We start from the raw sequence: 26,238 nt of genomic DNA, 5'->3' as shown, positions 1-26,238 counted from the left end.
TTTTTTTATAAGATTTAAAAAATTTTTTTGAATGATTAATTTTAAAATAAACTACTGTTAAATTTTTGTAATTTTATAGTAGTTTTTTATTAAAAATGTTAAAATTTTTGATTAATAAGTCAATTTATGATATAATTAGTCTGATTTAGGAGGAAAAATGGAAAAAATAAAATTAAGACAATTTGTTGTTTTATTTTCTGTAATTATATTAGGTAGTATTTTATTTGGTTTTTATTTAAAGAGTATTGAATTAACTGAAAGTATTGATTATAAAATAATGACTTCAGTTCAAAATAATAATATTTTTATTAAAAATGCTATTCTCCTGAATTTTACTAAATTTATAACATCTTTGGGAGATGGAAAAACTTGTATTATCTTGTTTGTTCCATTTGGAATATATTTTTATTATAATAATTTAAAAAAAGCGTTTTTGTTTCTAATTATTACATTATTGGTTGTATATGCTTTAAATGAGTTAATAAAATATATTGTATCAAGAAAAAGGCCTGTTGAATTTTTTGTTATAAATATGGGGGGCTTTAGTTATCCAAGTGGACATTCTATGAATATATCAGCTTTTTATTTAACCTTTAGATTTTTATTAGCCGATAAAATTAAAAGTAGGTTTTTTGATATAATTGTTTATATACTTATACTTTTGGTTGCTATAAGTAGAGTGATTTTAGGGGTTCATTGGCCAACTGATGTTATTCTAGGACTTATTTTAGGATATTTTTGTTATAATTTAGCAAAATTTCTATATCTTAATTTTTGGAGGGTTTAATGTTATATTTGATTATCTTTACTATTGTTGTATTTGCTTTTACATCAGTAGTTGGAAATAAATTAAAGAAACAGAATTTTATAATAGATTTAAAATTAAAAGAATTTTTTCAAAATAATAATTTAAGATTTTTAAAAACTTCAATGAAACATATAACATCAATGGGTGATGTTGTAACTTCACTTATTATTATTTTTCCGATTTTTTTCTATTCTGTTTCTGAAAAAAATTATGTACTAGCCAGTGCGATTTTAAATTCGTCACTCTTTAATATGATATTTTTAAACTCTTTTAAATTTTTATTTAGAAGAGAACGTCCGGTTTCAAATTCTGATATAAAATACTGGGGATATAGTTTCCCAAGTGGACATTCTTGCATAGGATTGAGTTTTTATCCTTCAATTATGTATGTTTTATTTAAAGGACACAGTTCATTACCTTTTTGGTTGGCTGTCGGTATTTTATTTGGTCTAAGTATTGCAATAAGTAGAATTATTGTAGGTGTACATTGGTTTTCGGATGTTGTTCTTGGTTCTTTAGTAGGACTTGTGTTTTTTAGCTGGACAATATATTTATATAATATTGGATTTTATTATAAATTTTTATTTTAATATTAGGAGGAACTATGGTTAAAGCAGTAGTAGGAGCAAACTGGGGAGATGAAGGAAAGGGAAAAATAACAGATATGTTAGCTGAAAATGCTGATATTATTGTTAGATTTCAAGGTGGTTCCAATGCGGGACATACTATCATAAATGAATATGGAAGATTTGCCTTACATTTATTGCCTTCAGGAGTTTTTTACAAACATACGACATCAGTAATAGGTAATGGTGTAGCACTTAATATACCTTATTTACTTAAAGAAATTGAGTATTTGAAGGAAAAAATATGTTCCTGATCTTAATATTTTAGTTTCAGACAGAGCACAACTTGTAATGCCTTATCATATTGATTTTGATTCTTATGAAGAAGAAAGACTTGGAAAAAATTCATTCGGTTCTACAAAATCAGGAATTGCACCTTGTTATTCAGATAAATATGCAAAAATCGGTTTTCAAGTTAATGAATTATTTGGAGATAATTTATTTGAAAAGGTTCAAAGGGTAGTGGAATACAAGAATGTAATTTTAGAAAATTTATATCATAAAGAAAAAATTGATGCAAAAGAGTTATATGAACTTATGCTTGTTTGGAGAGATGCAATCAAGCCTTATGTATGTGATGTATCAAAATTCTTAAATGATGCTATAAAATCAGGAAAGAAGATTTTACTTGAAGGACAACTTGGTTCATTAAAAGATACAGATCATGGAATATATCCAATGGTTACTTCTTCATCTACTTTAGCAGGATATGGAGCAATTGGTGCGGGAATTCCACCTTATGCAATTACAGATATTGTTACTGTTGTTAAAGCATATTCAAGTGCTGTAGGAGCAGGTGCTTTTGTTAGTGAAATTTTTGGAGAAGAAGCGGAAGAACTACGAAAACGTGGCGGAGATAAGGGTGAATATGGTGCTACAACAGGAAGACCAAGACGTGTAGGATTTTTTGATGCAGTAGCTTCAAGATATGGATGTAGAGTTCAAGGAAGTACGGAAGCAGTGTTGACTGTTATTGACGCTTTAGGATATTTGGAAGAAATTCCTATCTGTGTTGGATATGAAATTGACGGTGAAATTACTAGAGATTTTCCAACAACTGATAAGCTTGAAAAGGCAAATCCGGTTTGGAAAGTTTTAAAAGGTTGGAATAGAGACATTAGAGGAATTAAAAATTATGAAGAACTACCGATTGAATGTAGAGAATATATAGAATTTATCGAAAAAGAATTGGAAGTTCCTGTTAAAATGATTTCTAACGGTCCAAAGAGAGAGGATATAATTTATAAGAATAGTAATCTATAATATTATAAATTAGAACTAATGGGTATTATATGAAGAAACGCAAAGGAATTTTACCTAATGCTAAGGAACATTTTGGTTTTGTCATTATAATTATATTTGTAAGTTTGTTTTTAATAAAAAATATTTTTTTAGTAAAAATCTAAATAATGATATAATGGTTTTAGAAAATCCTAAGACTTATGATTTAAACATTTTATCTAAAGCATTAGTTATAAAGGATGAGTACCTATATTACATTGGGAAAAGCAATATAGAAGTTGATAGTTCAAAAATTGGTGTTAACAAAGAAATAGGCGAAGTTGATGTTTCACAAATTGATCAAAATTTTAAAGATTATTTATCCGAAAAAGTTCAGTCATTAAAAAACCAAGCGGATAATAAAGATTCTAAAGTGGAAAAAATTGATTTAGAAAATATTTTAAAATTTGTTAGAGATAAAGATTTTGCAAAGACCTTTGAAATACTTTCAAGTGAACAGAGTAAAATTGCTTTTGGGAAAAAATATAGCTCAGATAAACTTTTCAGATATTCATTAATAAATGATACTATCAATACAGGAAAAATTGTTTCTAAAAATTCCGGAGTTGTATTAAATAAAATCGACGGCCTGGAGAATGTATATGATTTTTCTGTTATAGAATCTATAGATGAAAAAGATTTTAACTTTGATAGTTCTAATAGTATTTCAAGTATTGATGGAATAAAAATTGTAGATAATTTGAAATATTATTTATGTATTAGAGTTAAAAAAGGGACTTTGGAAGATATAGATGTGGAAAAGAAAATAAAGGTCAATATAGGAGATTCGGTTGCTACAGGAATAATTAAAAGGCTAAAGACAGGTGAAGAATATGATTTAATAGTTGCTGAATTTTCATCAGCTTTTAATGAAATTTCAGATAAGAGATTTATTGACTTAAATGTAATAAAGACTGTTTATAGTTCTTATGAGCTTCCAATAACTGCTCTTATATCTCAAGGTGATGAGTACTATGTTTTGACTGTAGATTCTTTTAATAATATAACAAGAGTAAAGGTTAAAGTTAACTATATTGATAAGGTAAATTCAAAAGTTTATATTGATTCGAAAAATGGTTCAGTTGGAATTTTTTCTAATATATTGAAAGATGCAAGTAAATTTAAAGAAGGTGCAATTTTAAAGTAATGAAAGCAAATATAAATAATATACGAGAAAAAATATCTCTAGCTTGTAAAAATTCAAATAGAGATGAAAATGAAATATTTTTATTACCTGTTTCAAAGACAGTTGATATTAAAAAAATTGAAGAAGCTATAGACTTAGGCTTTAATACTTTTGGAGAAAATAAAGTTCAAGAAATTTTAAAAAAATATGAATATTTTGAAGGAAAAATTAAATTTCATATGATTGGACATCTTCAAACCAATAAGGTTAAATCTATTATTGATAAAGTTGAATTAATACATTCTTTAGATAGAATTTCTCTTTTAGACAAATTGGAAGCGGAAGCTAAAAATAAAGGAATTGTTGTAAATTGTTTAGTTGAAGTTAATATTGGAAAAGAGGAAAGTAAATCAGGAATTTTTGAAGAAGATGTACTCGATTTTATAAAAGAAGTTTCAAAAAGAGATAATGTTTTTGTAAATGGACTTATGACAGTTGCCCCATGTTGTGAGAATGCTGAAGAGACCAGAGTTTATTTTAAAAAGATGAAATCATTATTTGATGAGATTTCAAAACTTAATTTTAAAAATATAGATATGAAAATATTATCAATGGGAATGAGTAATGATTATACTGTTGCCATAGAAGAAGGAGCAACTCTTATTAGGATTGGAACTTCAATTTTCGGAAAAAGAGATTATGGAGTGGTTTCCAAATAAGACTCCCACCCTTCCACGATGCTTCGCATCGGGTGGGTACCCGGGAACCTTGTTGCTTCGAAATAAAAAATAAGAAAGCTTACAATTAGAAAATTTTAAATTTTCATTTGTTATAAAAAATATAAAAAAATGAGGAGGAATATTATGGCAGGTTTTATGGACAAAATTAAAAAATTTGTTGGAAGTGATGACTTAGATGACGAATATGAAGATTATGAAGAAGAGGAAGTTGTAGAAAAACAAGCTAAATCAGTAGGAGAAAGTTATGCTAGAAGTGCTAGTAGTAAATTAGCTTTTGAAAAGGAAAAATCCAATATAGTTACAATGCCAAATATTAGCAGATTTTTGATTTCTATTAGAGAACCAATTACTTTCGATGATGGAACACAAGTTTTAGACGATGTTTTAAAAGGAAAAGTTGTTGTTTTAAATTTAGAAATGTTGGAAGTTGATAAGAAAAGACAAATTTTTGATTTTGTAAGCGGAGGAATTTATTCTCTATCAGGAAAAATCCAAAAAGTTACAAAAGATATTTTTATCTTAGCTCCTAAGGGAATTGATATCGACGGAAAAGTTAAAGATCAAATTGAAAACAACGGATTTTATCAAATATAATTAAATGAAATCATTTGATAAAATAAAGATATTAGATAATATTAATAATTTAGAAATAAAAAAGACCATCAATAAATTTTTAGATGGTCTTGTTTCTATGGAAAAAAACTATAAAGATGTATTTGTTTCTAATTTTTTTACACCATTGGAGTTTAAATATGTAGAGAGAATTTTAAAAAATATAGATTTGAATTTTGATATTATCTTTAGTGAAGAAGATTATGAGAGAAAAATTTTAATTTTTTATAGAGAAAACTATTCCTTAAATGATTATTTAGAAACTTTGAAATTTAAAGATATTTCAGGAATAGAACATAGAAATATTTTGGGAAGTATTCTCCATTTGGGAATAAATCGTGAAAAAGTCGGAGAAATAATAAAAGTTGACGGATATTGGTATATTTATTGTTTGAAGCCGATAGGAACATTTTTATTTTCTAATGGATTAAAATTTGCAGGGCAAGATTTAAAATTGGAAATTTTGAATAATAATTTTATTCCATCTAATTTTAAAAAATATGAGGATGAAAAAATAATAGTTTCCGGTTTGAGATTGGACTGCTTTGTTAAAGAACTTGCTAGAACTTCAAGAGAGATTGCTCAAAAATACATTAAAGCCGGAAATGTAAATTTGAATTATGAGGAATATAAAGACTTTGACAAGAAGATAAACGAAAATGATATTATTTCAATAAGAAAAGAAGGAAAATTCAAAGTCGATAATTTTGGAGGCTTAACTAAAAAGAATAAATTTGTTGTCAATATTAAGAGGTATTCTATATGATATACGTAATTATAATTGTTGGATTAATTTTAGACCAACTTACAAAATATATTACAGTAGCCAATTTAAAAGGTGCTGATTCTGTAGTTTTAATTAAAAATTGGCTAGAATTTACTTATGTAGAAAATACAGGAGTAGCTTTTGGTAGTTTTAAAGGATATAAATATTTCTTTGTTTTTATTTCTTTGGTTGCATTTTTTGGAATTTTATTTTATATAAGTAAAAATAAAGAAAAAATGTCTAAAGTTGAACAAATCCTATTTGCTTTAATTGCTTGTGGAGCATTGGGAAATTGTATAGATAGAATTAGATATTCTTTTGTTGTGGATTTTATTCATACAAGATTTGGTGGGCTATATGATTTTCCGGTTTTTAATTTTGCAGATATTTATATTTGTGTAGCCTGTTTCTTACTTATAGTTTTATCATTTACTAAAAAGGAGAATTAAGATGATGTCTAATTATGGAGCTTGGAATGAATATTTAAAGGATGAATTTAAAAAAGACTATTTTGTTAAGATGAAAAACTTTTTAAATGAGGAATATAAAAATAAAACTATATTTCCACCCAATAAATGTGTTTTTACTATTTTTGATAAAATATCTCCAAAAGACATCAAGGTTATTATCATAGGACAAGATCCATATCATGGTGTAAATCAGGCTAATGGAATGAGTTTTTCAGTAAATAGAGGAGAGAAAATACCTCCTTCACTTCGAAATATATATCTTGAATTAAATTCAGATTTAGGGATAACTCCTCCAAATCATGGGGATTTAACTGCTTGGGTTGAACAAGGTGTATTTTTATTAAATGCTACACTAACTGTTGAGAAGGCAAAGCCAAATTCACATAAAGATATAGGTTGGCAAATTTTCACAGACAGAGTAATTGAAATAATTTCAAATTTTGATTATCCTAAAGTTTTTATTCTTTGGGGTAGCTTTGCTATTTCAAAGAGTAATTTGATAAAAAAAGATGAAAATAATTTTATAATTACAAGTACACATCCTTCTCCTTTTTCTGCTCATCGAGGATTTTTTGGAAGTAAGCCATTTTCTAAGGCTAATGAATTTTTGATTAGCAAGGGAGTTAAACCGATAGATTGGAGAGTGTAATTTTTGACAGAATTAAAATATATTAGTGATAAAAAAATTAGATGTGATGTTTTTTTATCCGAAAAAATTTCTAATTTATCAAGGACTTCAATTCAAAAATTGATAAAAGATAAATTAGTTTTTGTAAATAATAAAAATATAAAGCCGAATGTAATTTTAGAAATAGGAGATGAAATTACAGTTTCTATTCCTGAGAAGAAAGAAATTACATTAGTTGCTGAAGATATAGATTTAGATATTGTATATGAAGATGATTATATCATAATTATAAATAAACCTAGAAATATGGTTGTTCATCCGGCTGTGGGAAATGAAGAACATACTTTGGTTAATGCTCTTTTAAATCATTGTAAATTATCAATGATTAATTCCGAAAGACCCGGAATTGTTCACAGACTTGATAAAGATACAACAGGTCTTATAATTTGTGCAAAGGACGACGAAACCCATTTAAAATTGGTTGAAATGTTTGCCAATAGAGAAATTAATAAAAAATATTTAGCAATCTGTAATGGAAGTTTTTCTAAAGAGAATGGATTTATAGATAAGCCTATTGGAAGAGATGAAAAAGACAGAAAAAAGATGAGTGTAAAAAGTAAATCTGGAAAAGAGGCACTTACAGAATATAATATCTTAACTTCAAATTTAAAATTTTCATTAGTTGATGTTACACTGCATACCGGACGAACTCATCAGATAAGAGTTCATTTCAACAGTCTAAATCATCCTATCATAGGAGATGAAACTTATGGAAATAAGAATGAAAAGATAAAGGCTAATGGACAGATGTTACATTCCTACTATCTTGAATTTTTACATCCTATTACAAAGAAAAAGTTAAGTTTTATGGTTTTGCCTGATGAGTATTTTTTCAGTATTTTAAATAAAACAGGATTGGAATTTAATAAGGAGTTATTATGCAAAGTGAAAGATTAATTTTTAGAAAATTCAGTTTAGATGATATAGATGATGTTTTTGAGTTTGGAAGTGATGATGAAACTTGTAAATTCGTTACTTGGGATAAACACAAAAATATTTTGGAAACTGAAAAAGTAATTACTGATTGTTTTATGAAAAATAAATATTGTTTTGCAATAGTTGAAAAAATTTCTAATAAATGTATAGGTTCTTTTGAATTTAAAGCGGATATAAAAAATAATTCTTTATCATTCGGATATGTTTTAAATAAGAATTTTTGGAACAAAGGTTATATGACGGAGACTTTAAATTTTATGCTTGACTATGCTTTTAATACCTTAAAAGTTAATAGAGTTTGTGCAATGCATATAAAAGAAAACCTTGCTTCAGGAAAAGTAATGGAAAAATGTGGACTTAAAGTTGAGGGTGAATTTGAAGATGAACAATTTTTAAAGGGACGATATATAACATTAATATATAGAGCAATTTTAAGAAAAAATTATTTAAAGGAGAGTAAGATTATGAAACAATTGGAAATGCCTAAAATTGGAGAAAAAGTTTATATAATGAAGACAAATGTAGGAGAAATTTCTTTTAGATTATTTAATGAAGTTGCTCCTAGGACTTGTGAAAATTTTATAACATTGGCTAAAAGAGGATATTATAATGGAGTTATTTTCCATAGAGTTATAAGAGATTTTATGATTCAAGGTGGAGATCCAACAGGTACAGGAATGGGTGGAGAAAGTATCTGGGGAGAATCTTTTGAAGATGAATTTGATGGTGAGTTTAGAAACTTTAGAGGAGCTTTGTCAATGGCAAATGCCGGTCCTAATACTAATGGAAGTCAATTTTTTATAGTTCAAAACAGTAAAATTTCTGATGATTATGTAAATTATTTAAAAAATTCAGATAAAAAAGTGTATCCTGATGAAGTTGTAGAAACTTATGAGAAACTTGGAGGAGCATTCTGGTTAGACTTTAAACATACTGTTTTTGGTCAAGTATTTAAGGGAATGGAAGTAGTTGATGAAATCGCAAATACTTATTGTTCAAACGACAAGCCGGTAGAAGATATTGTAATTTTATCAATTGAAGAAAAAGTTTTTGAGGGTTAATTATGCATCAATATAAAGGTAAATTAATTTTACATACAGGTAGTATGTTCTCGGGAAAGACTTCAAGTTTATGGAAAGACTTAAATAGATTTGAAATTGCAAAATATGAAACTGTGGTATTTAAACCGAAGTTTGATAACAGATATGCAGATAAAGAAATAGTTACTCATGATAATACTAAGATGAGGGCAATCCCTGTTGAAGATATTGACGAAATTATTGAATATATGAAAACCAGTACTGCAAGTATTATAGGTATTGATGAAGTACAATTCATAAAGGGTGATATAAATAAGATAGTTGAAACTTTAAATTTATTTTTAGAAAATGAATTTACAGTTGTTCTTGCAGGTCTTGATATGGACTTTAAAGCAGAGCCTTTTGAGTTGGTAAAAGAATTAATGCCAAGAGCGGATTATCTATATAAACATCATGCAGTTTGTGCGAATTGCGGAGTTGATGCTTGGGTTAGTTATAGAAAGACACATGATGATGAAAGAATAAAACTTGGAGCTTCAGAAAGTTATGAGCCTCTTTGCAGAAAATGTTATTATGAAAAAGAAAAAATCAGAAAGCAAATGGAAAATCAATTAAGTATGCTTGAAGATGAATAAAAATTACTTGCTTTATTCTATTAATTGTGTTATAGTATGAAGGTAGTATTATTACTACATATTTCCTATATAGTATTGGAGGATTAAAGGATATGAAAGGAACTGTAAAGTGGTTCAATGCAGCTAAAGGATTTGGATTTATTTCTACTGAAAATGGAGAAGATGTATTTGTACATTATTCAGCATTAGAAGAAACTGGTGAATTTAGAACTTTAGATGAAGGACAAGCTGTTGAATTTGAAATAGTTGATGGCGCTAAAGGTCCTCAAGCTTCTGGTGTTGTTAAATTATAAGATTGTTTTTTCTTAAATGAAAATTCAATTTCTACATACTTTTGTATGTTATGATATTAATATTAATCAAGAAGTAAAATCTCCTTTTTTTAGGAGATTTTTTAAATTCAAACAAAAGGAAATTTTATGAGTAAAAAATTAAATGAAATGAGTTTAGAGGAATTATGGGAAATTTTTCCAATATTTCTAGTTGAACATAATGATGAATGGAAAACTTGGTATGAAGATGAAAAAGCAAATATTTTATCTTTAATTCAAAATGAAAAAATTTACAGAATTTCGCATATAGGAAGTACATATATTCCTACAATATGGGCAAAAAATATTGTGGATATTCTTTTAGAGATTAATGATAATGAAGATTTTAAGTTTGTAAAAGAGATATTATTAAAAAATAATTGGCTTTGTATGAGTGAAGATGAAAAGAGAATTTCTATGAATAAAGGCTATACTGAAAAAGGATTTGCTAAAAAAGTATTTCATTTGCATATAAGATTAGCGGGAGATAATGATGAATTGTATTTTAGAGACTATTTATTTGAAAATTCTGAAATTGCAAAAGAGTATGAAAGATTAAAATTATCTCTGTGGAAAAAATTTGAACATAATCGAGATGCTTATACAGAATCAAAAGGAGAATTTATTAAAAAATATACTGAAATTGCGAAGAAAAAATATGGAAAAAGATATTAATTTATCAATTGATTTCTTTAAAATTTTAGTATATAATTTTTATATATAATTAATATTAAGGAGTTTTTATGGCAAAAATATTAAGATGTATTGATGAGCATAATTCAATGAGATTTTTCTTTGCCTTTACAGATGATATAGTAAATGATTTTGAAAAATTACAAAAGAGTTCTGTAAGTGCAAATATTGAGATGGGAAAAGTTTTAACGATGAATGCGTTGCTTTATTCTGATTTAAAAAATGATACAGATACAATTGATTTGAAGTTAAAGACAAATGGAGAATGTGGTCTTATAATTTCAAAATTGTATAATAATTCTTTTATAACAGGATATTTGGAAAATAAAAATTTAAGTAAATATGATAAAATTTATGAAAAAGGAAAATCTTCAAAGGACTTTATAGGAGATAAGGGAATACTTGTTTTGATAAAGGACTTAGGACTTAAAGCTCCTTATATTGGACAAACAAGTATAATTTCTTCAGATATTAGTGAAAATTTTACTAATTATTTTAGTGCATCAAATCAAACTGTAACTTCTATTGATTTACAAGTAAAAAAGCTTGAAGATAGTTATATTTCTTTTGGATTTATGATGGAGCTTTTGCCAAATTATACTGAAAAAGATTTATCACAATTTAAAATCTATTCAGATATGTTTAAAACAGAACTTGAAAATTATCTTGCTTCAAAAACTGATGATATGAGTTTTTATGATTATATTTGTTCTATTTTGAAAATCTTTAATATAAGAATTATTGAAGAGAAGATTATTCATTATAAATGTAATTGTAGTGATGAAAAAATAGATAATATGTTATTGGGTTTAGGTAAAAAAGAGCTTAATGATATAGTAGAAGATGGAAAAGATATAGAAATTTCTTGTAATTTTTGTGATAAAAAGTACAAGAAAAGTGTTGAACATATTAAAAATTTATTAAAAAAATTGTAGGAATTACTTATGAAAAAATTAATTTATTAGATAATAGGATTTATAGAAATTTAGTAATGTTGTCTATTCCAATAATGACAACTTCCTTTATTCAAATGTCTTACACTCTAATGGATACATTTTGGGTTGGAAAACTTGGAACTGAAGCAATTGCAGGAGTTGGAATAGTCGCATTTATTATGTGGTTTGCAAATTCTTTGGTTTTAGTTTCAAAGACAGGAATAGAAATAGGGGTTGCGTATAGTGTAGGTTCTAGAGATGATAAACAATTTAGAAAATATATCGACACTTCCGTTGCCATAAATTTATTTATGTCTATAACATTTGGAATATTATTATATATTTTTAGACTTGATATAATTAAATTTTTCAATATAAAAAGCGAAGTAGTAATTTCACTTGCAAATAGCTATTTAAAGATTGTTCTATTAGGACTGCCTTTTACTTTTTTAAATCCGCTATTTTCTGGAGTATTTAATGGGTCAGGAAATAGTAAAGTTCCTTTTATAGCAAATTCAATCGGTCTTATTGTAAATATAATTCTAGATCCGATTTTGATTTATGGATTCTTTGGATTACCTGAGTTTGGGGTTAGTGGAGCTGCAATTGCTACTACTCTATCTCAAATTATTGTTACAAGTATTTTTATGATATTTTCAATTTTAGACGGAAGAATCCTTAAAGGAATAAATTTAGTTAAAAATTTTAACAATCCAACCTTTAAGGAAGTTTTAAGACTAGGTGTTCCAACAGCTTTTAAATCCTGTATATTTGCTTTTATCTCAACTATTTTACTTAGAATAATAGCTAATTGGGGTGAAAATGCAGTTGCTGCTGAGAATGTTGCAGTACAAATTGAAGCTATAAACTGGATGACTGTTGAAGGCTTTTCCATTGCACTTTGTGCTTTGATAGCACAAAATTATGGAGCAAAAAATTATGAAAATATAGCTTCCGGTTATAAAAAAGGACTTAGGATAATTTTAGGAATTGGAGTTTTCTGTTCATTCTTTCTGTTTTTTCATCAGATTATATAATCAAATTATTTATAAGAGATGATTTAGATACAATTAGAATGGGTGTTAGTTATTTAAAAGTTTTAGCCTTTTCGGAGATATTTTTAGCACTTGAAATTGGAATTTCAGGAATGTTTAACGGGCTTAAGAATACAAAAACACCAACTATAATAAGCACTTTTTCAAATGCATTAAGAATTCCTTTAGCTTATTTGGTTTTTTATCTAAAATTGGATATAACTTATATTTGGGCTGTTATTTCTTTTTGTACCTTTTTAAAAGGAATATTAAATTATATTTTTTTAAGAAATTTATTAGAGAAAACTTTGATTTTAAATTATAATGTATTGAAAAAAATAAAAATATGGTATTATACTTTTGTTATATTTTATAAAATTTTTGATTGAAAGTAGTAAATATATTCAAATTTTTAGAGAGTTATTGTTTGGTGGAAAATAATATTTTGAAGTATTGAACTTGTTCATAAAATGCAAATGCCGTTGATTACGTTATAATCTTAGAGTGAGTTTAATACTAATTAGAGTGGTACCACGGAATTTATACTTTCGTCTCTTTATGAGGCGGAAGTTTTTTTATTACTTTATTACGAATGGAGGAATGTTATGAAAAATTATGATCCAAAAAATATCGAAAAAAAATGGCAAGATATTTGGGATGAAAAGAAACCTTTTAAATGTGAAATTAATGATAAAGAAAAATTCTATCCTTTAATAGAATTTCCATATCCATCAGGTCAAGGACTTCATGTAGGTCATCCAAGACCATATACTGCAATGGATGTTGTAAGTAGAAAAAGAAGACTTGAAGGACAAAATGTATTGTTTACAATGGGTTGGGATGCCTTTGGTTTACCAACTGAAAACTATGCGATGAAAAATAAAATTCATCCTGAAGTAGTAACAAAAAACAATATTGAAAATTTTAAAAAACAATTAAAGAGTATCGGATTTTCTTTCGATTGGGATAGAGAAATAAATACAACAGATCCTGAGTACTATAAATGGACACAATGGATTTTTATGAAGATGTTCGAAAAAGGACTTGCATATAAAATGGAAATGCCAATAAACTTCTGTACTTCTTGTAAAGTAGGTTTATCAAATGAAGAAGTTGTCGGTGGCTGTTGTGAAAGATGTGGTAGTGAAGTTATTCATAAAGTTAAAAATCAATGGATGTTAAAAATAACTGAATATGCAGACAGACTTATAGATGACCTTGAAGAAGTTGACTTTATTGACAGAGTTAAAACACAACAAATCAATTGGATTGGCAGAAGTTATGGTATGGAAGTTAAATTCCAAATTAAAGATATTGATGATACTATTTTGGTATATACTACAAGACCCGATACAATTTTCGGGGCTACCTATATGGTTATTTCCTGTGAACATCCATTACTTAAAAAATACGAAGATAGAATAAAGAATAAAGAAGAAATTGAAAAATACATTTTAGAAGTTCAAAAGAAATCAGAATTTGAAAGAACTGAAATGAATAAAGACAAAACAGGGGTTAAAATTGACGGAATAACTGCAATTAATCCTTGTACTAAAAAAGAAATTCCTGTATTTATTTCTGACTATGTTCTAATGACTTATGGAAGCGGAGCAATTATGGCAGTACCTGCACATGATACGAGAGATTTTGATTTTGCTAAAAAATTTGGTTTAGACATTGTTGAAGTTGTTAGTGGCGGGGAAAATGTGCAAGAAAAAGCATATACAGATACTAATAGCGGAATTTTGGTTAATTCAGATTTTCTAAACGGACTTTCAGTTAAAGAAGCAAAAGAAAAGATTTTTGAATATCTATCAAAACTTGGTATCGGAAATAAAAAGACAAACTTTAAACTTCGTGATTGGGTTTTCTCAAGACAAAGATATTGGGGAGAACCGATTCCTTTAGTAAATTGTGAAAAATGTGGTTGGGTTGCAATTCCGGAAGAAGAATTACCTTTAAGACTTCCTGAACTTGAATCATTTGAACCTACAGAAACAGGAGAATCTCCACTTTCCAAGATTGATGAATTTGTAAATTGTACTTGTCCTAAATGTGGAGGAAAGGCAAAGAGAGAAACTGATACAATGCCACAATGGGCTGGTTCTTCATGGTATTATTTAAGATATATGGATCCTAATAATAAAGAAAATCTTGTTGGAAAAGATGCCTTAAAATATTTCAATCAAGTTGACTGGTATAATGGTGGTATGGAACATACAACATTGCACTTATTGTATTCAAGATTTTGGCATAAATTCCTTTATGATATAGGTGTTGTTAATACAAAAGAACCATATTTTAAGAGAACATCACATGGAATGATTCTTGGAGAAAATGGGGAAAAAATGTCTAAATCAAGAGGAAATGTTGTAAATCCTGATGAAATGATTGATAAATACGGAGCAGATGCATTAAGATGTTACGAAATGTTCTTAGGAGATTTTGAAAGAAGTGCGTCTTGGTCTGACGGTGGAATTAACGGTTGTAGAAAATTCTTAGATAGAGTTTGGAAATTACAAGAAATTACAAATTCATCCGAAGAAATGACAAAATCTTTGGAAAAATCAATCCATAAGACAATTAAAAAAGTATCAGAAGATTTTGAAAGTCTTAAATTTAATACTGCAATAGCAGCTCTTATGACTTTAATTAATGAATTTTATTCAGCAAAAGAAATTTCAAGAGAAGATTTAAGAATATTCTTGATTTTATTAAATCCAGTTTCTCCACATATTACTGAAGAAATATGGGAAGAAATGAATTTTGGTGGATATATCTTTGAACAAACTTGGCCAAAATATGATGAAGCTAAAACAATTGATTCTGAAGTTGAAATGCCTATTCAAATAAATGGAAAAGTAAGAACAACATTAATGATTCCAAAAGATGCAAAATTTGAAGATTTTAAAGAAGCACTTTATGATAACGAAAATGTTAAAAAATTTATAGAAGGAAAAACTGTTGTAAAAGAAATTTTTGTTCCGGGAAAAATTTGTAATATAGTTGTTAAATAAAAATTTATAAATAATGGATATGATTTTAATTTATATTAATTAATAAATTTGTTTTCAAACTACAAAAAAGTAAGTTTAATAGGCTTACTTTTTTCGTATATTTTTTGATTTTATGGTAATATAAACAATACAATGTTGAAAATTCTTTAATTCTCAACGTTGTATTAATTATGTGTTATTTAAGCATAGCAGTTCAATTGTGATATAATTAATTTGCAAGATTAATGGTTTATCACATCATTACAGATTAGTTTCTATCTTGTGGGGGCTTTTTTGTGGATATTATGATTATTATATATTTGATAATACTTAATATCCCTAATACAATACTAAATGAGCCAATTCCACTAAGTAATATACTTGATGAACATAATAATACTCCACAAAATATATTCAAAAATCCTGATAATAAGTATAATATATTATATTTTGATTTACTATAAGATTCGTATTCATCTTCTTCACTATTATCCATATCAATATCAATATTTATATCTTTAATAGATACAGTAGTTTTATTATATACTTTATTATAAATAGCTTTTTTAGGATTATTTACTATACCCATTCCTGATTTTCCATACAGTGGATTAAAAGAAGATTTTGCTTTTCTATTAATCATTCCAGTTGTTCTTGAGCTAGTCATCTTTTTAACACTTGGTGTTCTTACTCCAATCTTCATTTTTTCCTCCTAATTATCTATAAAAATAATATATAAAAGACAAATTTTCTTATAATTTTTGAGATTTCTATATTGTACAAATGGATAAGCACTTTATTTATGCCAATTGATTATACTGTAGTAAAATTATATCATATAAAATTATTCTAATCAAATAATTATTAAAAAAATTAAATTTACTTATAAAGATTGGATTATAAATAAAATTATAAATGAATTAATTGTTTAGATAAATTAAATATTTTAAAAATAATTTGAACTAAGAAAATATTATAAATTTGATATTTTGTTTGTTTGAGAAATTACTAAAAATATGGTAAAATAATAAATATAATTAATAAGACGTGAGGTATTTTATGGAAAATAAAGTTGCATTGGTAATTGAAGGCGGAGCAATGAGGGGAGCTTTTTTAAAAGGTGTTTTAGATTGTTTTAAAGAGAATGGAATAAAGTTTCCTTATGTTGTCGGAGTATCTGCCGGAGCTATTACAGGATTTGAGTTTTTTAGTGGAATAAAATTTGATGTTAATAAATTATTTCAAGAATTTTTAAAAAATATGGAAATGTTGAAGAATTCTTCAGAGCCGATTGATTTAGTATCAATGGTTAATAGTTTATATGTTTTTCCTGAATTCGATAAGAATTTAGAAGGAGAGTTTGAAGCAGGAGTAACTTCATTGCTTGACGGTAGTTATAAATTCTTTTCATCAAAGGATGCAAAGAACACTTCGGATATGGTTGAAAAAATAATAGCTTCATCATCACTTCCGGATATGGCAAAATGTGTAATGATTGATGGATTTCCATATTTTGATGGAGGAATGTACAATACTAATCCACTTGAGAGAGCAATTGAAAAAGGTTATGATAAATTTGTAGTTTTGCTTGCAAAAAATAGAGGATATAGAAGAGAAAATTCAGAAATTAGTGATATAGTAAGGTATGCATATAAAGATTATCCTAAATTTATTGAATCAATGGAAAATGAAAAAATAAATATAATGAAACTATGGATTTAGTAGATAAACTTGAAAGGGAAGAAAAAGCATTAGTTTTTGCACCGGTTAATCCTTTAAAATTCAAATCTTTTACAACTAATATGGAAGATGTTATTGATTTGTATAAGGAAGGATATATGGTTGCAAGTCAAAGTATTGAAAAGGTTAAAAAATTTGTTTAGGAGTTAGAATGATATACGGTTTATCTGATTTGCATTTAGATTATACTGGAGATAAGTCAATGGAGGTTTTCGGCTCCGCGTGGGAAAATTATGAAGAAAGAATGTTTAAGTCTTGGAGAGAAATCGTAAAAGAGGATGATTATGTAGTCGTTCCCGGAGATATTTCTTGGGCTTTAAAAATTGAAGAAGCATATAATGATTTAAAGAGAATTGAAAGTCTTCCCGGAAAGAAAATTTTTTAAAAGGTAATCACGATTTATGGTGGAGTAGTCTAAGTAAGGTAAATGGTTTAAATTTGAAAAATATGTTCTTTTTACAAAATAATAGTTTTGAAACGGAAAGATATGTCTTTATTGGAACTAGGGGATGGGTTTCTCCAAAGTCATCCGAATTCTCAGAAGATACAGACAGAAAGATATATAACAGAGAGCTTATGAGATTAAAATTAAGCTATGATTCCGTAAAAAATAAGGAAAAGGAGATAATTTGCCTTTTTCATTATCCACCGGTAGAAAAAGATAGAACTTTAAATGACTTTGGACTATTTGTTAAGGAACATAATATAAAAATTGTTTTATACGGACATCTTCATGCATATTCTTTGAATAATGTTGTAGATGAAGTAGTCGACGGAATAGAATTTCATTGTATTTCTGCAGACTACTTAAAATTTATCCCAAGACTTATTAGGAGATAAAATGGAAAAAGAATTAGAAGTTAAAATTTTAAATATAGATGTTGAAGAAATAAAAACTAAATTGAAAAATTTAGGTGCGAAGTTTTTAAAAAGTGAAAATCAGGAAAACATTAGACTTACATCTTCAAAATTGGATTGTATTCCAAATGGAAGCTTTTTAAGAATTAGAAAACTTTTAGATAGAGATGGAAAGGAAATTAATTCAGAATTAACATATAAAGAGCATAAAGAAAATGAAATTTTAAAAGAGTTTAATGAATATAATGTTTCTTTAGAAAATAGTGAAGAAATGTTAAAAATATTAAATTTTTTAGGCTATGATAAACTGGATATAGAGAGAAAATTCAGAACATCATATAAATTAAGAAATGCTCATATTGACATTGATATATGGGATAAAGAAGTTTATCCTTATCCATATATGGAAATTGAAGTTTCCAATTATGATGATTTGTGTGAAGTTTTGAATTTGTTGGGAATAAGCGAAGGAGAAATTTGTCTTAAATCTTTACCTGAACTTAAAGAAGAATTAAAAAATAGGAGTTAGTATGAAAGAATTGTTTGAAATTTTAGTGAAAAAGAGATTGTCAGTCGGTATCGTCTTACTTGCAATATTTGTTGCAATGCTCTTAACATATTTACTTAGTTTATTGAAAAATAGATTTATTAAATTCATTCCTGCATTTATTTTAATTGTTGTTGGAACGGTATTTTTAGCAGATGGATGGACAAATATTTTGACTGCAAGAGGAATTAATTCGCTTTATTATTCAATGATTATTGGGACAAGTGGAGTGGTTTCGCTGTTTTTTGCTTTAATTCTTATGAATTTTAAGAGAAAGTAGGTGTTTGTATGTCTAATATAGCCGCATTTTTTGATATTGACGGAACTATAGCAAGAGAATCTCTTATGATTGAACATTTTAAAAGACTTATAAAATATGAAATCTTAGATGAAAGTGTTTGGGTTGATGATGTAAAGCAGTTATATATGGAATATGTTAATAGATATGGGGCATATGATGCCTATATTGAAGCACTTTCAGAAAAATATAGAAGTGACTTAAAAGGCTTTGATATCCAATATAATAAATTTATTGCAGAGCAATCTATAAGAAAAGTATTTGAAAGGGTTTATGTATTTTCAAGAAATCAGTTAGAATTTCATAAAGCTAATGGGCATTTAATATTTTTTATTTCAGGAAGCCCTGATTTTTTGGTTAAGGAAATGGCTGAAAAATATGGTGTTACAGAATTTAGAGCAACAAAATATTTATTTGATGAAGATGGAAAATTCACAGGAGAAATTGTACCGATGTGGCATAGCGAAGGAAAGGATGAAGTCTGTAATGAAATCATTGAAAAATATAATATAGACATCGAAAAGTCTTATGCCTATGGAGATACAACCGGAGACTTATCAATGCTTAGAAGATTCGGTAATGCTTATACAATTAATCCGTCAAACAAATTATTGCAAAGAATAAAAAACGATGAAGAACTTTCAAAAAAGTAAATATAATCGTAGAGAGAAAAGATGTTATTTATAAGTTAAAAGCTGATGTAACAACTTTATAATTTAAAATTTTTGATATTAAGAACATAAAAAAAGTAGCTCATTGGCTACTTTTTGTTTTTTAATGAATTATGCCTTAGCGATTTTTTCTCCAAATGCTACACAGTCATCTTCGTCTTCAGGTGTAGGACAATCATATACGCAAAGTGGTTCAGCTACGATTTTAGCTCCAACGCCTTCACATCTAACTTTCCAGTCTTTCATCCATTTTTGTCCTTCATTCCATTCATAAGATCCGAATAAAGCGATTTTTCTTCCATTTAATTCTTCTTCAACTTCTTCGAACATTGGTTCAAAGCTTGATTCTTCAAGAACTTCATCTCCCATTGCCGGACAACCGAATGCAACTAAATCATAATCATTTAACATATCTGCTCCAAAATCGTCACAGAAGATTACTTCAACTTCAGAACCTGCATTTTCAATTCCTTCGGCGATACAATCAGCCATTTTTTCAGTATTACCTGTACCTGACCAATATACAACTGCTACTTTCATTTAAAAGTCCTCCTTAAATTTTAACTAATAAAGTAAAATTTTATTGTACCATTAATATAATACAATATTAAATCATAATTAAATCTAAAATAAGTATTTTAAATTTAATTAACAATTTCTACAAGATAATAATAACAATATTATCAAAATTTGTCAACTGTTCAAAAAACTTTTTACATTATATGTTATATGACGAATTAATTTTTTACAAAAAACCTGTATATCAGCTTTAAAATTTTTGATAAACAGCTAATAAAAAATTTTTAATAAAAATGTTTTAAAACTTGACATAGGGGAATAATAGTAATATAATATTGTTAGCAGTCTAATAGATTGAGTGCTAAAAAGAGGTGATAAAATGCTTGATGATAGAAAATTGAAGATTTTATATGCCATAATAGATAGTTATATCAATACATCTGAACCTATTGGGTCTCGAACAATTTCAAAACAATACGATATGGGAGTAAGTTCGGCAACGGTAAGGAATGAGATGAGCGATTTAGAAGAACTTGGTTTTTTAAATAAGGCTTATTCATCTTCCGGAAGAATTCCATCAGATAAGGCTTACAGACATTATGTTAATTATTTATTGTCTTCTCATTTTGATGAGATTTCTAAAAATACGTACGGAATCGACATTTTATCAAAACATATCAATGAAAAAGTAAAATTTTTAAAGAATCCGCAAAAATTATCTCGGAGGTAACGGAATGTATAACGGCAACAATGATTACAGATTATATGGATTGTTCAGTTAAGAGTATCGATGTTATAAATATTAGTGGAAATTGTTATGTTTTAGTATTAGTTTTTGATAATGGAAAAGTAATTAATACAGTTTTTGATTCAAAAACAGAACTTAATGAAGGGATTTTACAAGATTTAATATTTTATTTAAAGAAGTATTTAATAAATGTTAAAGTATCTGATTTAAACGAAAGACTGGAATACTTGAAGCTTACTTTTGTTTCAAAAATTCCTTTTATAACAGACATTTCAGATTTAATAGGTAATGAGATTTCAAAGACTGAAAAATCCAGTATTGAATTAGAAGGAATTTCCAATATATTTAATTTTCCGGAATACAGGGATTTGAATAAAGCTAAAGAGCTTATACATTTCTTAGAGGATAAAAGTGAATTGGAGAATTTGTTCTTGAGTTATAGCGGAGATGAAATATATGTGAGCATAGGTCGTGAAAATAATAAAGACTTTTTAAATGAAAATACAATAGTTGCTACATCTTATGACCTTGGAGACGGAAGTAAAGGGAAAATTGCAGTTATTGGTCCGACAAGAATGGACTATGAAAAGATAATATCGACTATGTTAAGTTTAAATGATAGATTTAGAGATATTTTAAAATGACGGGAGGCGAAATAGTTGAAAAAAGATAAAAAAGAATTAGAAGATGAGATTAAAGAAGAAACTACTGAAAAAGTGGAAGAAAAAGCTTTAGAACAAAACTCTTCTGATGAAGTTGAAAAAAATTAAATTCAGAAATTGAAGAATTAAAAAATCAACTTTTAAGGCTTCAAGCTGATTTTATAAATTACAAGAACAGAACTGAAAGAGAAAAATCAAATTCTATTATACTTGCAAATGAAGACTTAATTTTAAAATTATTACCTGTTTTAGATAATTTTAATAGAGCTTTTACTCATGCTAATTTAGAGGATGATACAATTAAAGGTTTTGTTATGATTAAAGATCAATTTGAATCAGTTTTAAAGACAGAAATGGTTGAAGAAATAGAGAGTGATGGTGCTGTTTTTAATCCGAATTTACATAATGCAGTTATGACTGAAAGTAAAGATGGAGTAGAAAGTGGTATCGTATTGGAAACTTTTGAAAAAGGATATAAAATTAAAGATAAAGTAATTAGACCAAGTATGGTTAAAGTTAGTGAATAATAAGGAGGAAAAGATTATGTCAAAAATTATAGGTATTGATTTAGGTACAACAAACTCAGCAGTAGCTGTTATGGAAGGTGGAGAACCAACAATTATAGCAAACGTAGAAGGAAATAGAACTACTCCTTCAGTTGTTGCTTTTACAAAAAATGGAGAAAGATTAGTAGGAGAAACTGCTAAAAGACAAGCAATTACAAATGCAGCAAGAACAATAACTTCTATTAAGAGAGAAATGGGTACAGATTATAAAGTAAAGATTGATGATAAAGAATATAGCCCACAAGAAATTTCTGCAATGATTTTACAAAAGATTAAATCAGATGTTGAAAGTTATTTAGGAGAAACTGTTACAGAAGCTGTAATAACTGTTCCTGCTTACTTTACAGATAGCCAAAGACAAGCTACAAAAGACGCAGGAAAGATTGCCGGTTTAGATGTTAAGAGAATTATAAACGAACCAACTGCTGCAGCCCTTGCTTATGGAATGGATAAAGATACTGAACAACATAAGATAATGGTATTTGACCTTGGTGGTGGTACATTTGACGTTTCTATTTTGGAAATCGGAGACGGAGTTTTTGAAGTATTAGCTACAAGAGGTAACAATAGACTTGGTGGAGATGATTTTGACGAAGTTTTAATGAAATATATGATTTCAGAATTCAAAAAAGAAAATGGTATTGACTTAAGTAAAGATGTAACAGCAATGCAAAGATTAAAAGATGCTGCAGAAAAAGCTAAAAAAGAACTTTCAACAACAATGACTACAAATGTAAACTTACCTTTTATTACAGCTGTTGATGGAGCGCCGGTTCATTTAAATATGGATATTAAGAGAGCAAAATTCGAAGAATTATCTTCAGACTTAATTGATAAAACATTAGTTCCAGTTAGAGAAGCATTAAGTGATGCTGGACTTACTGCATCTGAAATTGATAAAGTTCTTCTAGTTGGTGGTTCAACAAGAATTCCAGCTGTACAAGAAGCTGTTAAAAAATTAATTGGAAAAGAACCACAAAAAGATATTAACCCTGATGAATGTGTTGCTATCGGTGCTGCAATTCAAGGTGGTGTTTTAACAGGAGAAGTTAAAGATTTATTATTATTAGACGTAACTCCATTGTCATTAGGTATCGAAACAATGGGTGGTGTAATGACAAGATTAATCGAAAGAAATACAACTATTCCTGCTAAAAAAAGTCAAATTTTCTCAACTGCTGCAGATGGACAAACAGCAGTAGATATCCATGTTTTACAAGGTGAAAGAGAATTTGCTCATGATAATACAACATTAGGAAGATTCCAATTAACAGGTATTCCTGCTGCTCCAAGAGGAGTTCCACAAATTGAAGTTACTTTTGATATAGATGCTAACGGAATTGTAAATGTTAGTGCTAAAGATTTAGGATCAGGAAATGAACAAAAGATTACAATTACTGCATCAACAAAATTATCTGAAGATGAAATTAATAAGAAAGTTAGAGAAGCAGAACAATTTGCTCAAGAAGATAAGAAGAAAAAAGAAGTTGTAGAAACTAAAAATAATGCTGAATCTTTAATCTATCAAACTGAAAAAACTTTGAAAGATTTAGAAGGAAAAATCTCAGAAGATGAAAAATCTGCAGTTAATGCAAAATTAGAAGATTTAAAATCAGCAATAACAACTGACAATGTAGAAGACATTAAAGCAAAGAATGACGCTTTAACTCAAGAATTCTACAAAATTTCAGAAAAATTATATCAAAATGCTAACCCACAAGGACAAGGAGCAGAACCAAAGAAAGATGATGTAGTTGATGCTGACTATGAAGTAGTTGATGAAGACGAAAATAAATAGAATAAAAAATGCTAAAAGGTAGTGTGTGATGCACTACCTTTTCTATTGAAAAAAATGTATTTATTGATATAATAAGTTCGTTAAGTTTATTTAAAAAAATAATATATTTAAGTGAGGAAATGATATGGAAATTAAGAATTTATGTATTAATACTATGAGAACATTAAGTGCTGATGCTATTCAAAAAGCAAAGTCAGGACATCCCGGACTTCCACTTGGAGCATCACCAATGGCATTTACTTTATTTAATGATTGTATGAAGATTTCTCCTAAAAATCCAAATTGGTTTGACAGAGATAGATTTATTTTATCAGCAGGACATGGTTCTATGCTTTTATATTCATTACTTCATTTATTCGATTATGGTGTTAGTATTGAAGATATAAAGAATTTTAGACAAATTGACAGTTTGACTCCGGGACATCCTGAATATGGACATACTGCAGGAATAGACGCTACAACAGGTCCACTTGGACAAGGTGTTTCAATGGCTGTTGGTATGGCATTAGCTGAAAGTCATTTAGCTTCAATTTTTAATACTGACGATTGTAAAATAGTAGATCACTATACTTATTCAATCGTTGGAGACGGTTGTCTTATGGAAGGAATCAGCAATGAAGCATCTTCACTTGCAGGTACACTAAAACTTGGAAAACTTATAGTTTTATACGATAGCAATAATATTACTATTGAAGGGGATACTTCAACTGCTTTTGGTGAAAATGTAAGAGGCAGATATGAAGCTTTAGGTTGGGATACTTATTTTGTTGCAGACGGTAATAATATTAACGAAATTAAAGAAGCGATAGAAAGAGCAAAGCTAACTGATAAGCCTTCATTAATCGAAATAAAGACAAAAATTGGATATGGTTCAACCAAAGAGGGAAGTGCTTCAGCACATGGAGAACCTTTAGGAGAAGATAATATTCCAACATTTAAGAAAATATTGGTTGGGGATATGAAGAAAGTTTTTATGTTCCGGAAGAAGTTAAAAAATATATGAAAGAAGTTGTTGAAAGAAAGAATACTTTTGTTGATGAATGGGAAAAATTACTTGAAGAATACAAAGTTAAATATCCTGAAAAATATAATTTATTCCAAAAATTTATGAAAGAAGAAATTGACGAAGAAATCTTAAACGATTCATCAATTACTGAATTTGATAAAGATATGGCATCAAGAGAATCAAGTGGAATTGTATTAAACAGATTTTCTAGATTATTACCAAATCTTTTTGGAGGTTCAGCGGATTTAGGACCTTCAAACAAATCAACAATGAAAGAATTTGACTACTATTCACCTGAAAACAGAAGCGGTAAAAATATTCACTTTGGAGTAAGAGAACATGCAATGGCTGCAATCTGTAACGGGATTTCATTACATGGAGGACTTTTACCATATTGTGCAACATTCTTTGTTTTCAGCGACTATTTAAAACCTGCTGTAAGACTTTCTGCACTTATGAATCAAGGCGTTATCTATGTTTTAACTCACGATAGCATTGGAGTTGGGGAAGACGGACCTACACATGAACCAATTGAACATTTGGCAATGTTTAGATCTACACCAAATGTTTCAATGTATAGACCTTGTGATGCAAAAGAAACAGCTTATGCTTGGATATCTGCATTAAAAAATAGAAAAACTCCAAGCTGTTTAGCACTTACAAGACAAAAATTGACTAATTTAGAAGAAACTTCAGCAGAAGCACTAAAAGGCGGATATGTTCTAAAAGACTTTGGAAAAGACTTTGAAATGATTATTATTGCATCAGGATCAGAAGTTGGGTTAGCTTACAAAGTTTGTGAAAAACTTTTAGAAGAAAATATTTGCACAAGACTTGTATCAATGCCATGTATGGAAGAATTTGAAAAGCAAAGTAAAGAATATAAAGAAAGAGTATTACCTAATAACATCAGAAAGAGAGTCAGCATTGAAGCTCTATCAACATTCGGCTGGGGTAAATATGTTGGATTAGATGGAATTTCAATAGGTCTTGACACATTTGGAGCATCAGCACCTGCAAATCTATTATTTGAAAAATATGGATTTACAGTTGATGCAGTTTATGAAAAAATAAAAAAAGAATTATTTTAATTAATAAAAATTTGTAAAGAATAGCGAAGAAAAACTT

General features: G+C 27.8%; 33 protein-coding genes and 2 pseudogenes. 33 read left to right on the top strand and 2 right to left on the bottom strand.

Going from position 1 to position 26,238, the window contains the following annotated elements:
* Positions 1–157 precede the first annotated feature (157 nt).
* The 20 genes and pseudogenes from HMPREF9127_RS05660 to leuS all read left to right on the top strand — a co-directional run bounded on the left by HMPREF9127_RS05660 (position 158) and on the right by leuS (position 15,718).
* A complete protein-coding gene (locus tag HMPREF9127_RS05660) occupies positions 158–787 on the top strand; it encodes a phosphatase PAP2 family protein (RefSeq protein ID WP_009448608.1) in 630 nt (209 codons plus the stop codon).
* Positions 787–1,398, top strand: coding sequence for a phosphatase PAP2 family protein (locus HMPREF9127_RS05655; RefSeq protein ID WP_009449101.1), 612 nt, complete (start codon positions 787–789; stop codon positions 1,396–1,398). The genes HMPREF9127_RS05660 and HMPREF9127_RS05655 overlap by 1 nt, the downstream gene beginning before the upstream one ends.
* Positions 1,399–1,412: 14 nt before the next feature.
* Positions 1,413–1,688, top strand: coding sequence for an adenylosuccinate synthetase (locus HMPREF9127_RS09370; protein ID WP_009449014.1), 276 nt, complete (start codon positions 1,413–1,415; stop codon positions 1,686–1,688).
* 37 nt (positions 1,689–1,725) lie between these two features.
* A complete protein-coding gene (locus HMPREF9127_RS05650; RefSeq protein WP_009448939.1) occupies positions 1,726–2,697 on the top strand; it encodes an adenylosuccinate synthetase in 972 nt (323 codons plus the stop codon).
* 154 nt (positions 2,698–2,851) lie between these two features.
* Positions 2,852–3,862 (top strand): biotin/lipoyl attachment domain-containing protein, encoded by a 1,011-nt coding sequence (locus HMPREF9127_RS05645; protein ID WP_009448757.1) that lies wholly within the window; start codon positions 2,852–2,854, stop codon positions 3,860–3,862.
* On the top strand, positions 3,862–4,560 hold the full coding sequence (locus tag HMPREF9127_RS05640; RefSeq protein ID WP_009448722.1) for a YggS family pyridoxal phosphate-dependent enzyme: 699 nt from the start codon (positions 3,862–3,864) through the stop codon (positions 4,558–4,560). Before HMPREF9127_RS05645 ends, HMPREF9127_RS05640 begins: the two co-directional genes overlap by 1 nt.
* Positions 4,561–4,704: 144 nt before the next feature.
* Complete coding sequence (locus HMPREF9127_RS05635; protein WP_009448687.1) at positions 4,705–5,175, top strand: cell division protein SepF; 471 nt, start codon at positions 4,705–4,707, stop codon at positions 5,173–5,175.
* 4 nt (positions 5,176–5,179) lie between these two features.
* The gene (locus HMPREF9127_RS05630) at positions 5,180–5,959 is read left to right on the top strand and encodes a YlmH/Sll1252 family protein (protein ID WP_009449045.1); all 780 of its coding nucleotides are present in this window, start codon (positions 5,180–5,182) and stop codon (positions 5,957–5,959) included.
* Positions 5,956–6,408, top strand: coding sequence for a signal peptidase II (lspA, locus tag HMPREF9127_RS05625; RefSeq protein ID WP_009449030.1), 453 nt, complete (start codon positions 5,956–5,958; stop codon positions 6,406–6,408). Before HMPREF9127_RS05630 ends, lspA begins: the two co-directional genes overlap by 4 nt.
* A 1-nt stretch (position 6,409) precedes the next feature.
* Positions 6,410–7,078, top strand: coding sequence for a uracil-DNA glycosylase (locus HMPREF9127_RS05620; protein WP_009448949.1), 669 nt, complete (start codon positions 6,410–6,412; stop codon positions 7,076–7,078).
* Between the two features lie 3 nt (positions 7,079–7,081).
* The gene (locus tag HMPREF9127_RS05615) at positions 7,082–8,014 is read left to right on the top strand and encodes an RluA family pseudouridine synthase (RefSeq protein ID WP_009448563.1); all 933 of its coding nucleotides are present in this window, start codon (positions 7,082–7,084) and stop codon (positions 8,012–8,014) included.
* Positions 7,996–8,451 (top strand): annotated as a pseudogene (locus tag HMPREF9127_RS09365) (GNAT family N-acetyltransferase); the annotation flags it as partial. The gene HMPREF9127_RS05615 and the pseudogene HMPREF9127_RS09365, both read left to right, overlap by 19 nt.
* Before the next feature lie 66 nt (positions 8,452–8,517).
* Positions 8,518–9,114, top strand: coding sequence for a peptidylprolyl isomerase (locus HMPREF9127_RS09360; RefSeq protein WP_255261761.1), 597 nt, complete (start codon positions 8,518–8,520; stop codon positions 9,112–9,114).
* Between the two features lie 2 nt (positions 9,115–9,116).
* Positions 9,117–9,728 (top strand): thymidine kinase, encoded by a 612-nt coding sequence (locus HMPREF9127_RS05605; RefSeq protein ID WP_009448715.1) that lies wholly within the window; start codon positions 9,117–9,119, stop codon positions 9,726–9,728.
* A gap of 92 nt (positions 9,729–9,820) precedes the next feature.
* Positions 9,821–10,021: a cold-shock protein gene (locus tag HMPREF9127_RS05600; protein ID WP_009448979.1), complete on the top strand. Its 201-nt coding sequence runs from the start codon at positions 9,821–9,823 to the stop codon at positions 10,019–10,021.
* 126 nt (positions 10,022–10,147) lie between these two features.
* Positions 10,148–10,714 (top strand): GrpB family protein, encoded by a 567-nt coding sequence (locus HMPREF9127_RS05595; RefSeq protein ID WP_009448935.1) that lies wholly within the window; start codon positions 10,148–10,150, stop codon positions 10,712–10,714.
* Between the two features lie 68 nt (positions 10,715–10,782).
* Positions 10,783–11,667: an Hsp33 family molecular chaperone HslO gene (locus HMPREF9127_RS05590; RefSeq protein WP_009448847.1), complete on the top strand. Its 885-nt coding sequence runs from the start codon at positions 10,783–10,785 to the stop codon at positions 11,665–11,667.
* A 110-nt stretch (positions 11,668–11,777) separates the two neighbouring features.
* Positions 11,778–12,704 carry an MATE family efflux transporter gene (locus tag HMPREF9127_RS05585; protein WP_009448775.1) on the top strand — a complete coding sequence of 309 codons (927 nt, stop codon included), beginning with the start codon at positions 11,778–11,780 and terminating at the stop codon, positions 12,702–12,704.
* 38 nt (positions 12,705–12,742) lie between these two features.
* The gene (locus HMPREF9127_RS09355; protein ID WP_009448853.1) at positions 12,743–13,090 is read left to right on the top strand and encodes an MATE family efflux transporter; all 348 of its coding nucleotides are present in this window, start codon (positions 12,743–12,745) and stop codon (positions 13,088–13,090) included.
* 216 nt (positions 13,091–13,306) lie between these two features.
* Positions 13,307–15,718, top strand: coding sequence for a leucine--tRNA ligase (gene leuS, locus HMPREF9127_RS05580; protein WP_009448582.1), 2,412 nt, complete (start codon positions 13,307–13,309; stop codon positions 15,716–15,718).
* Positions 15,719–15,965: 247 nt separating this feature from the next.
* Here the strand turns inward: leuS and HMPREF9127_RS05575 are convergent, their stop codons facing one another.
* A complete protein-coding gene (locus tag HMPREF9127_RS05575) occupies positions 15,966–16,400 on the bottom strand; it encodes a hypothetical protein (protein WP_004833669.1) in 435 nt (144 codons plus the stop codon).
* Between the two features lie 356 nt (positions 16,401–16,756).
* On the opposite strand from HMPREF9127_RS05575, the gene HMPREF9127_RS05570 reads away from it, so the two are divergent.
* The 7 genes from HMPREF9127_RS05570 to HMPREF9127_RS05550 are packed head-to-tail and all read left to right on the top strand — an operon-like array spanning position 16,757 to position 19,793.
* Positions 16,757–17,419, top strand: coding sequence for a patatin family protein (locus HMPREF9127_RS05570; protein WP_009448873.1), 663 nt, complete (start codon positions 16,757–16,759; stop codon positions 17,417–17,419).
* Entirely contained in the window at positions 17,410–17,580 is a 171-nt protein-coding gene (locus HMPREF9127_RS09350) for a DUF6363 domain-containing protein (RefSeq protein ID WP_009449008.1), read from the top strand. Before HMPREF9127_RS05570 ends, HMPREF9127_RS09350 begins: the two co-directional genes overlap by 10 nt.
* Positions 17,581–17,588: 8 nt before the next feature.
* Entirely contained in the window at positions 17,589–17,822 is a 234-nt protein-coding gene (locus HMPREF9127_RS09825) for a conserved domain protein (RefSeq protein WP_009448859.1), read from the top strand.
* A gap of 53 nt (positions 17,823–17,875) precedes the next feature.
* Positions 17,876–18,277: a Ser/Thr phosphatase domain protein gene (locus tag HMPREF9127_RS09820; RefSeq protein WP_009448872.1), complete on the top strand. Its 402-nt coding sequence runs from the start codon at positions 17,876–17,878 to the stop codon at positions 18,275–18,277.
* 1 nt (position 18,278) lies between these two features.
* A complete protein-coding gene (locus tag HMPREF9127_RS05560; RefSeq protein ID WP_009448807.1) occupies positions 18,279–18,824 on the top strand; it encodes a class IV adenylate cyclase in 546 nt (181 codons plus the stop codon).
* Between the two features lies 1 nt (position 18,825).
* A complete protein-coding gene (locus HMPREF9127_RS05555) occupies positions 18,826–19,122 on the top strand; it encodes a hypothetical protein (protein ID WP_009448566.1) in 297 nt (98 codons plus the stop codon).
* Between the two features lie 8 nt (positions 19,123–19,130).
* Positions 19,131–19,793, top strand: coding sequence for an HAD family hydrolase (locus HMPREF9127_RS05550; protein ID WP_009449107.1), 663 nt, complete (start codon positions 19,131–19,133; stop codon positions 19,791–19,793).
* 129 nt (positions 19,794–19,922) lie between these two features.
* Here the strand turns inward: HMPREF9127_RS05550 and HMPREF9127_RS05545 are convergent, their stop codons facing one another.
* Positions 19,923–20,351, bottom strand: a complete 429-nt coding sequence (locus HMPREF9127_RS05545) for a flavodoxin (RefSeq protein ID WP_004833660.1) — start codon at positions 20,349–20,351, stop codon at positions 19,923–19,925.
* Positions 20,352–20,709: 358 nt separating this feature from the next.
* On the opposite strand from HMPREF9127_RS05545, the gene HMPREF9127_RS09345 reads away from it, so the two are divergent.
* From HMPREF9127_RS09345 to HMPREF9127_RS09810, 6 genes and pseudogenes are all read left to right on the top strand, one after another.
* Positions 20,710–21,060 (top strand): hypothetical protein, encoded by a 351-nt coding sequence (locus HMPREF9127_RS09345; RefSeq protein ID WP_009449115.1) that lies wholly within the window; start codon positions 20,710–20,712, stop codon positions 21,058–21,060.
* A 20-nt stretch (positions 21,061–21,080) separates the two neighbouring features.
* Positions 21,081–21,722 carry an HrcA family transcriptional regulator gene (locus tag HMPREF9127_RS09340; RefSeq protein ID WP_009449057.1) on the top strand — a complete coding sequence of 214 codons (642 nt, stop codon included), beginning with the start codon at positions 21,081–21,083 and terminating at the stop codon, positions 21,720–21,722.
* A gap of 134 nt (positions 21,723–21,856) precedes the next feature.
* On the top strand, positions 21,857–22,267 hold the full coding sequence (gene grpE, locus HMPREF9127_RS07895; protein ID WP_482198260.1) for a nucleotide exchange factor GrpE: 411 nt from the start codon (positions 21,857–21,859) through the stop codon (positions 22,265–22,267).
* A gap of 16 nt (positions 22,268–22,283) precedes the next feature.
* Positions 22,284–24,104, top strand: a complete 1,821-nt coding sequence (gene dnaK / locus HMPREF9127_RS05530) for a molecular chaperone DnaK (protein WP_009448911.1) — start codon at positions 22,284–22,286, stop codon at positions 24,102–24,104.
* A gap of 124 nt (positions 24,105–24,228) precedes the next feature.
* Positions 24,229–25,163, top strand: a pseudogene (locus HMPREF9127_RS09815) (transketolase family protein); the annotation flags it as partial.
* Between the two features lie 48 nt (positions 25,164–25,211).
* Positions 25,212–26,201: a transketolase-like TK C-terminal-containing protein gene (locus HMPREF9127_RS09810; RefSeq protein WP_482198259.1), complete on the top strand. Its 990-nt coding sequence runs from the start codon at positions 25,212–25,214 to the stop codon at positions 26,199–26,201.
* Positions 26,202–26,238: the final 37 nt, after the last annotated feature.

It is taken from the genome of Parvimonas sp. oral taxon 393 str. F0440 (assembly GCA_000223315.2).
GTDB lineage: Bacteria > Bacillota > Clostridia > Tissierellales > Peptoniphilaceae > Parvimonas.
This window is presented reverse-complemented; position numbering and strand designations above follow the sequence as displayed.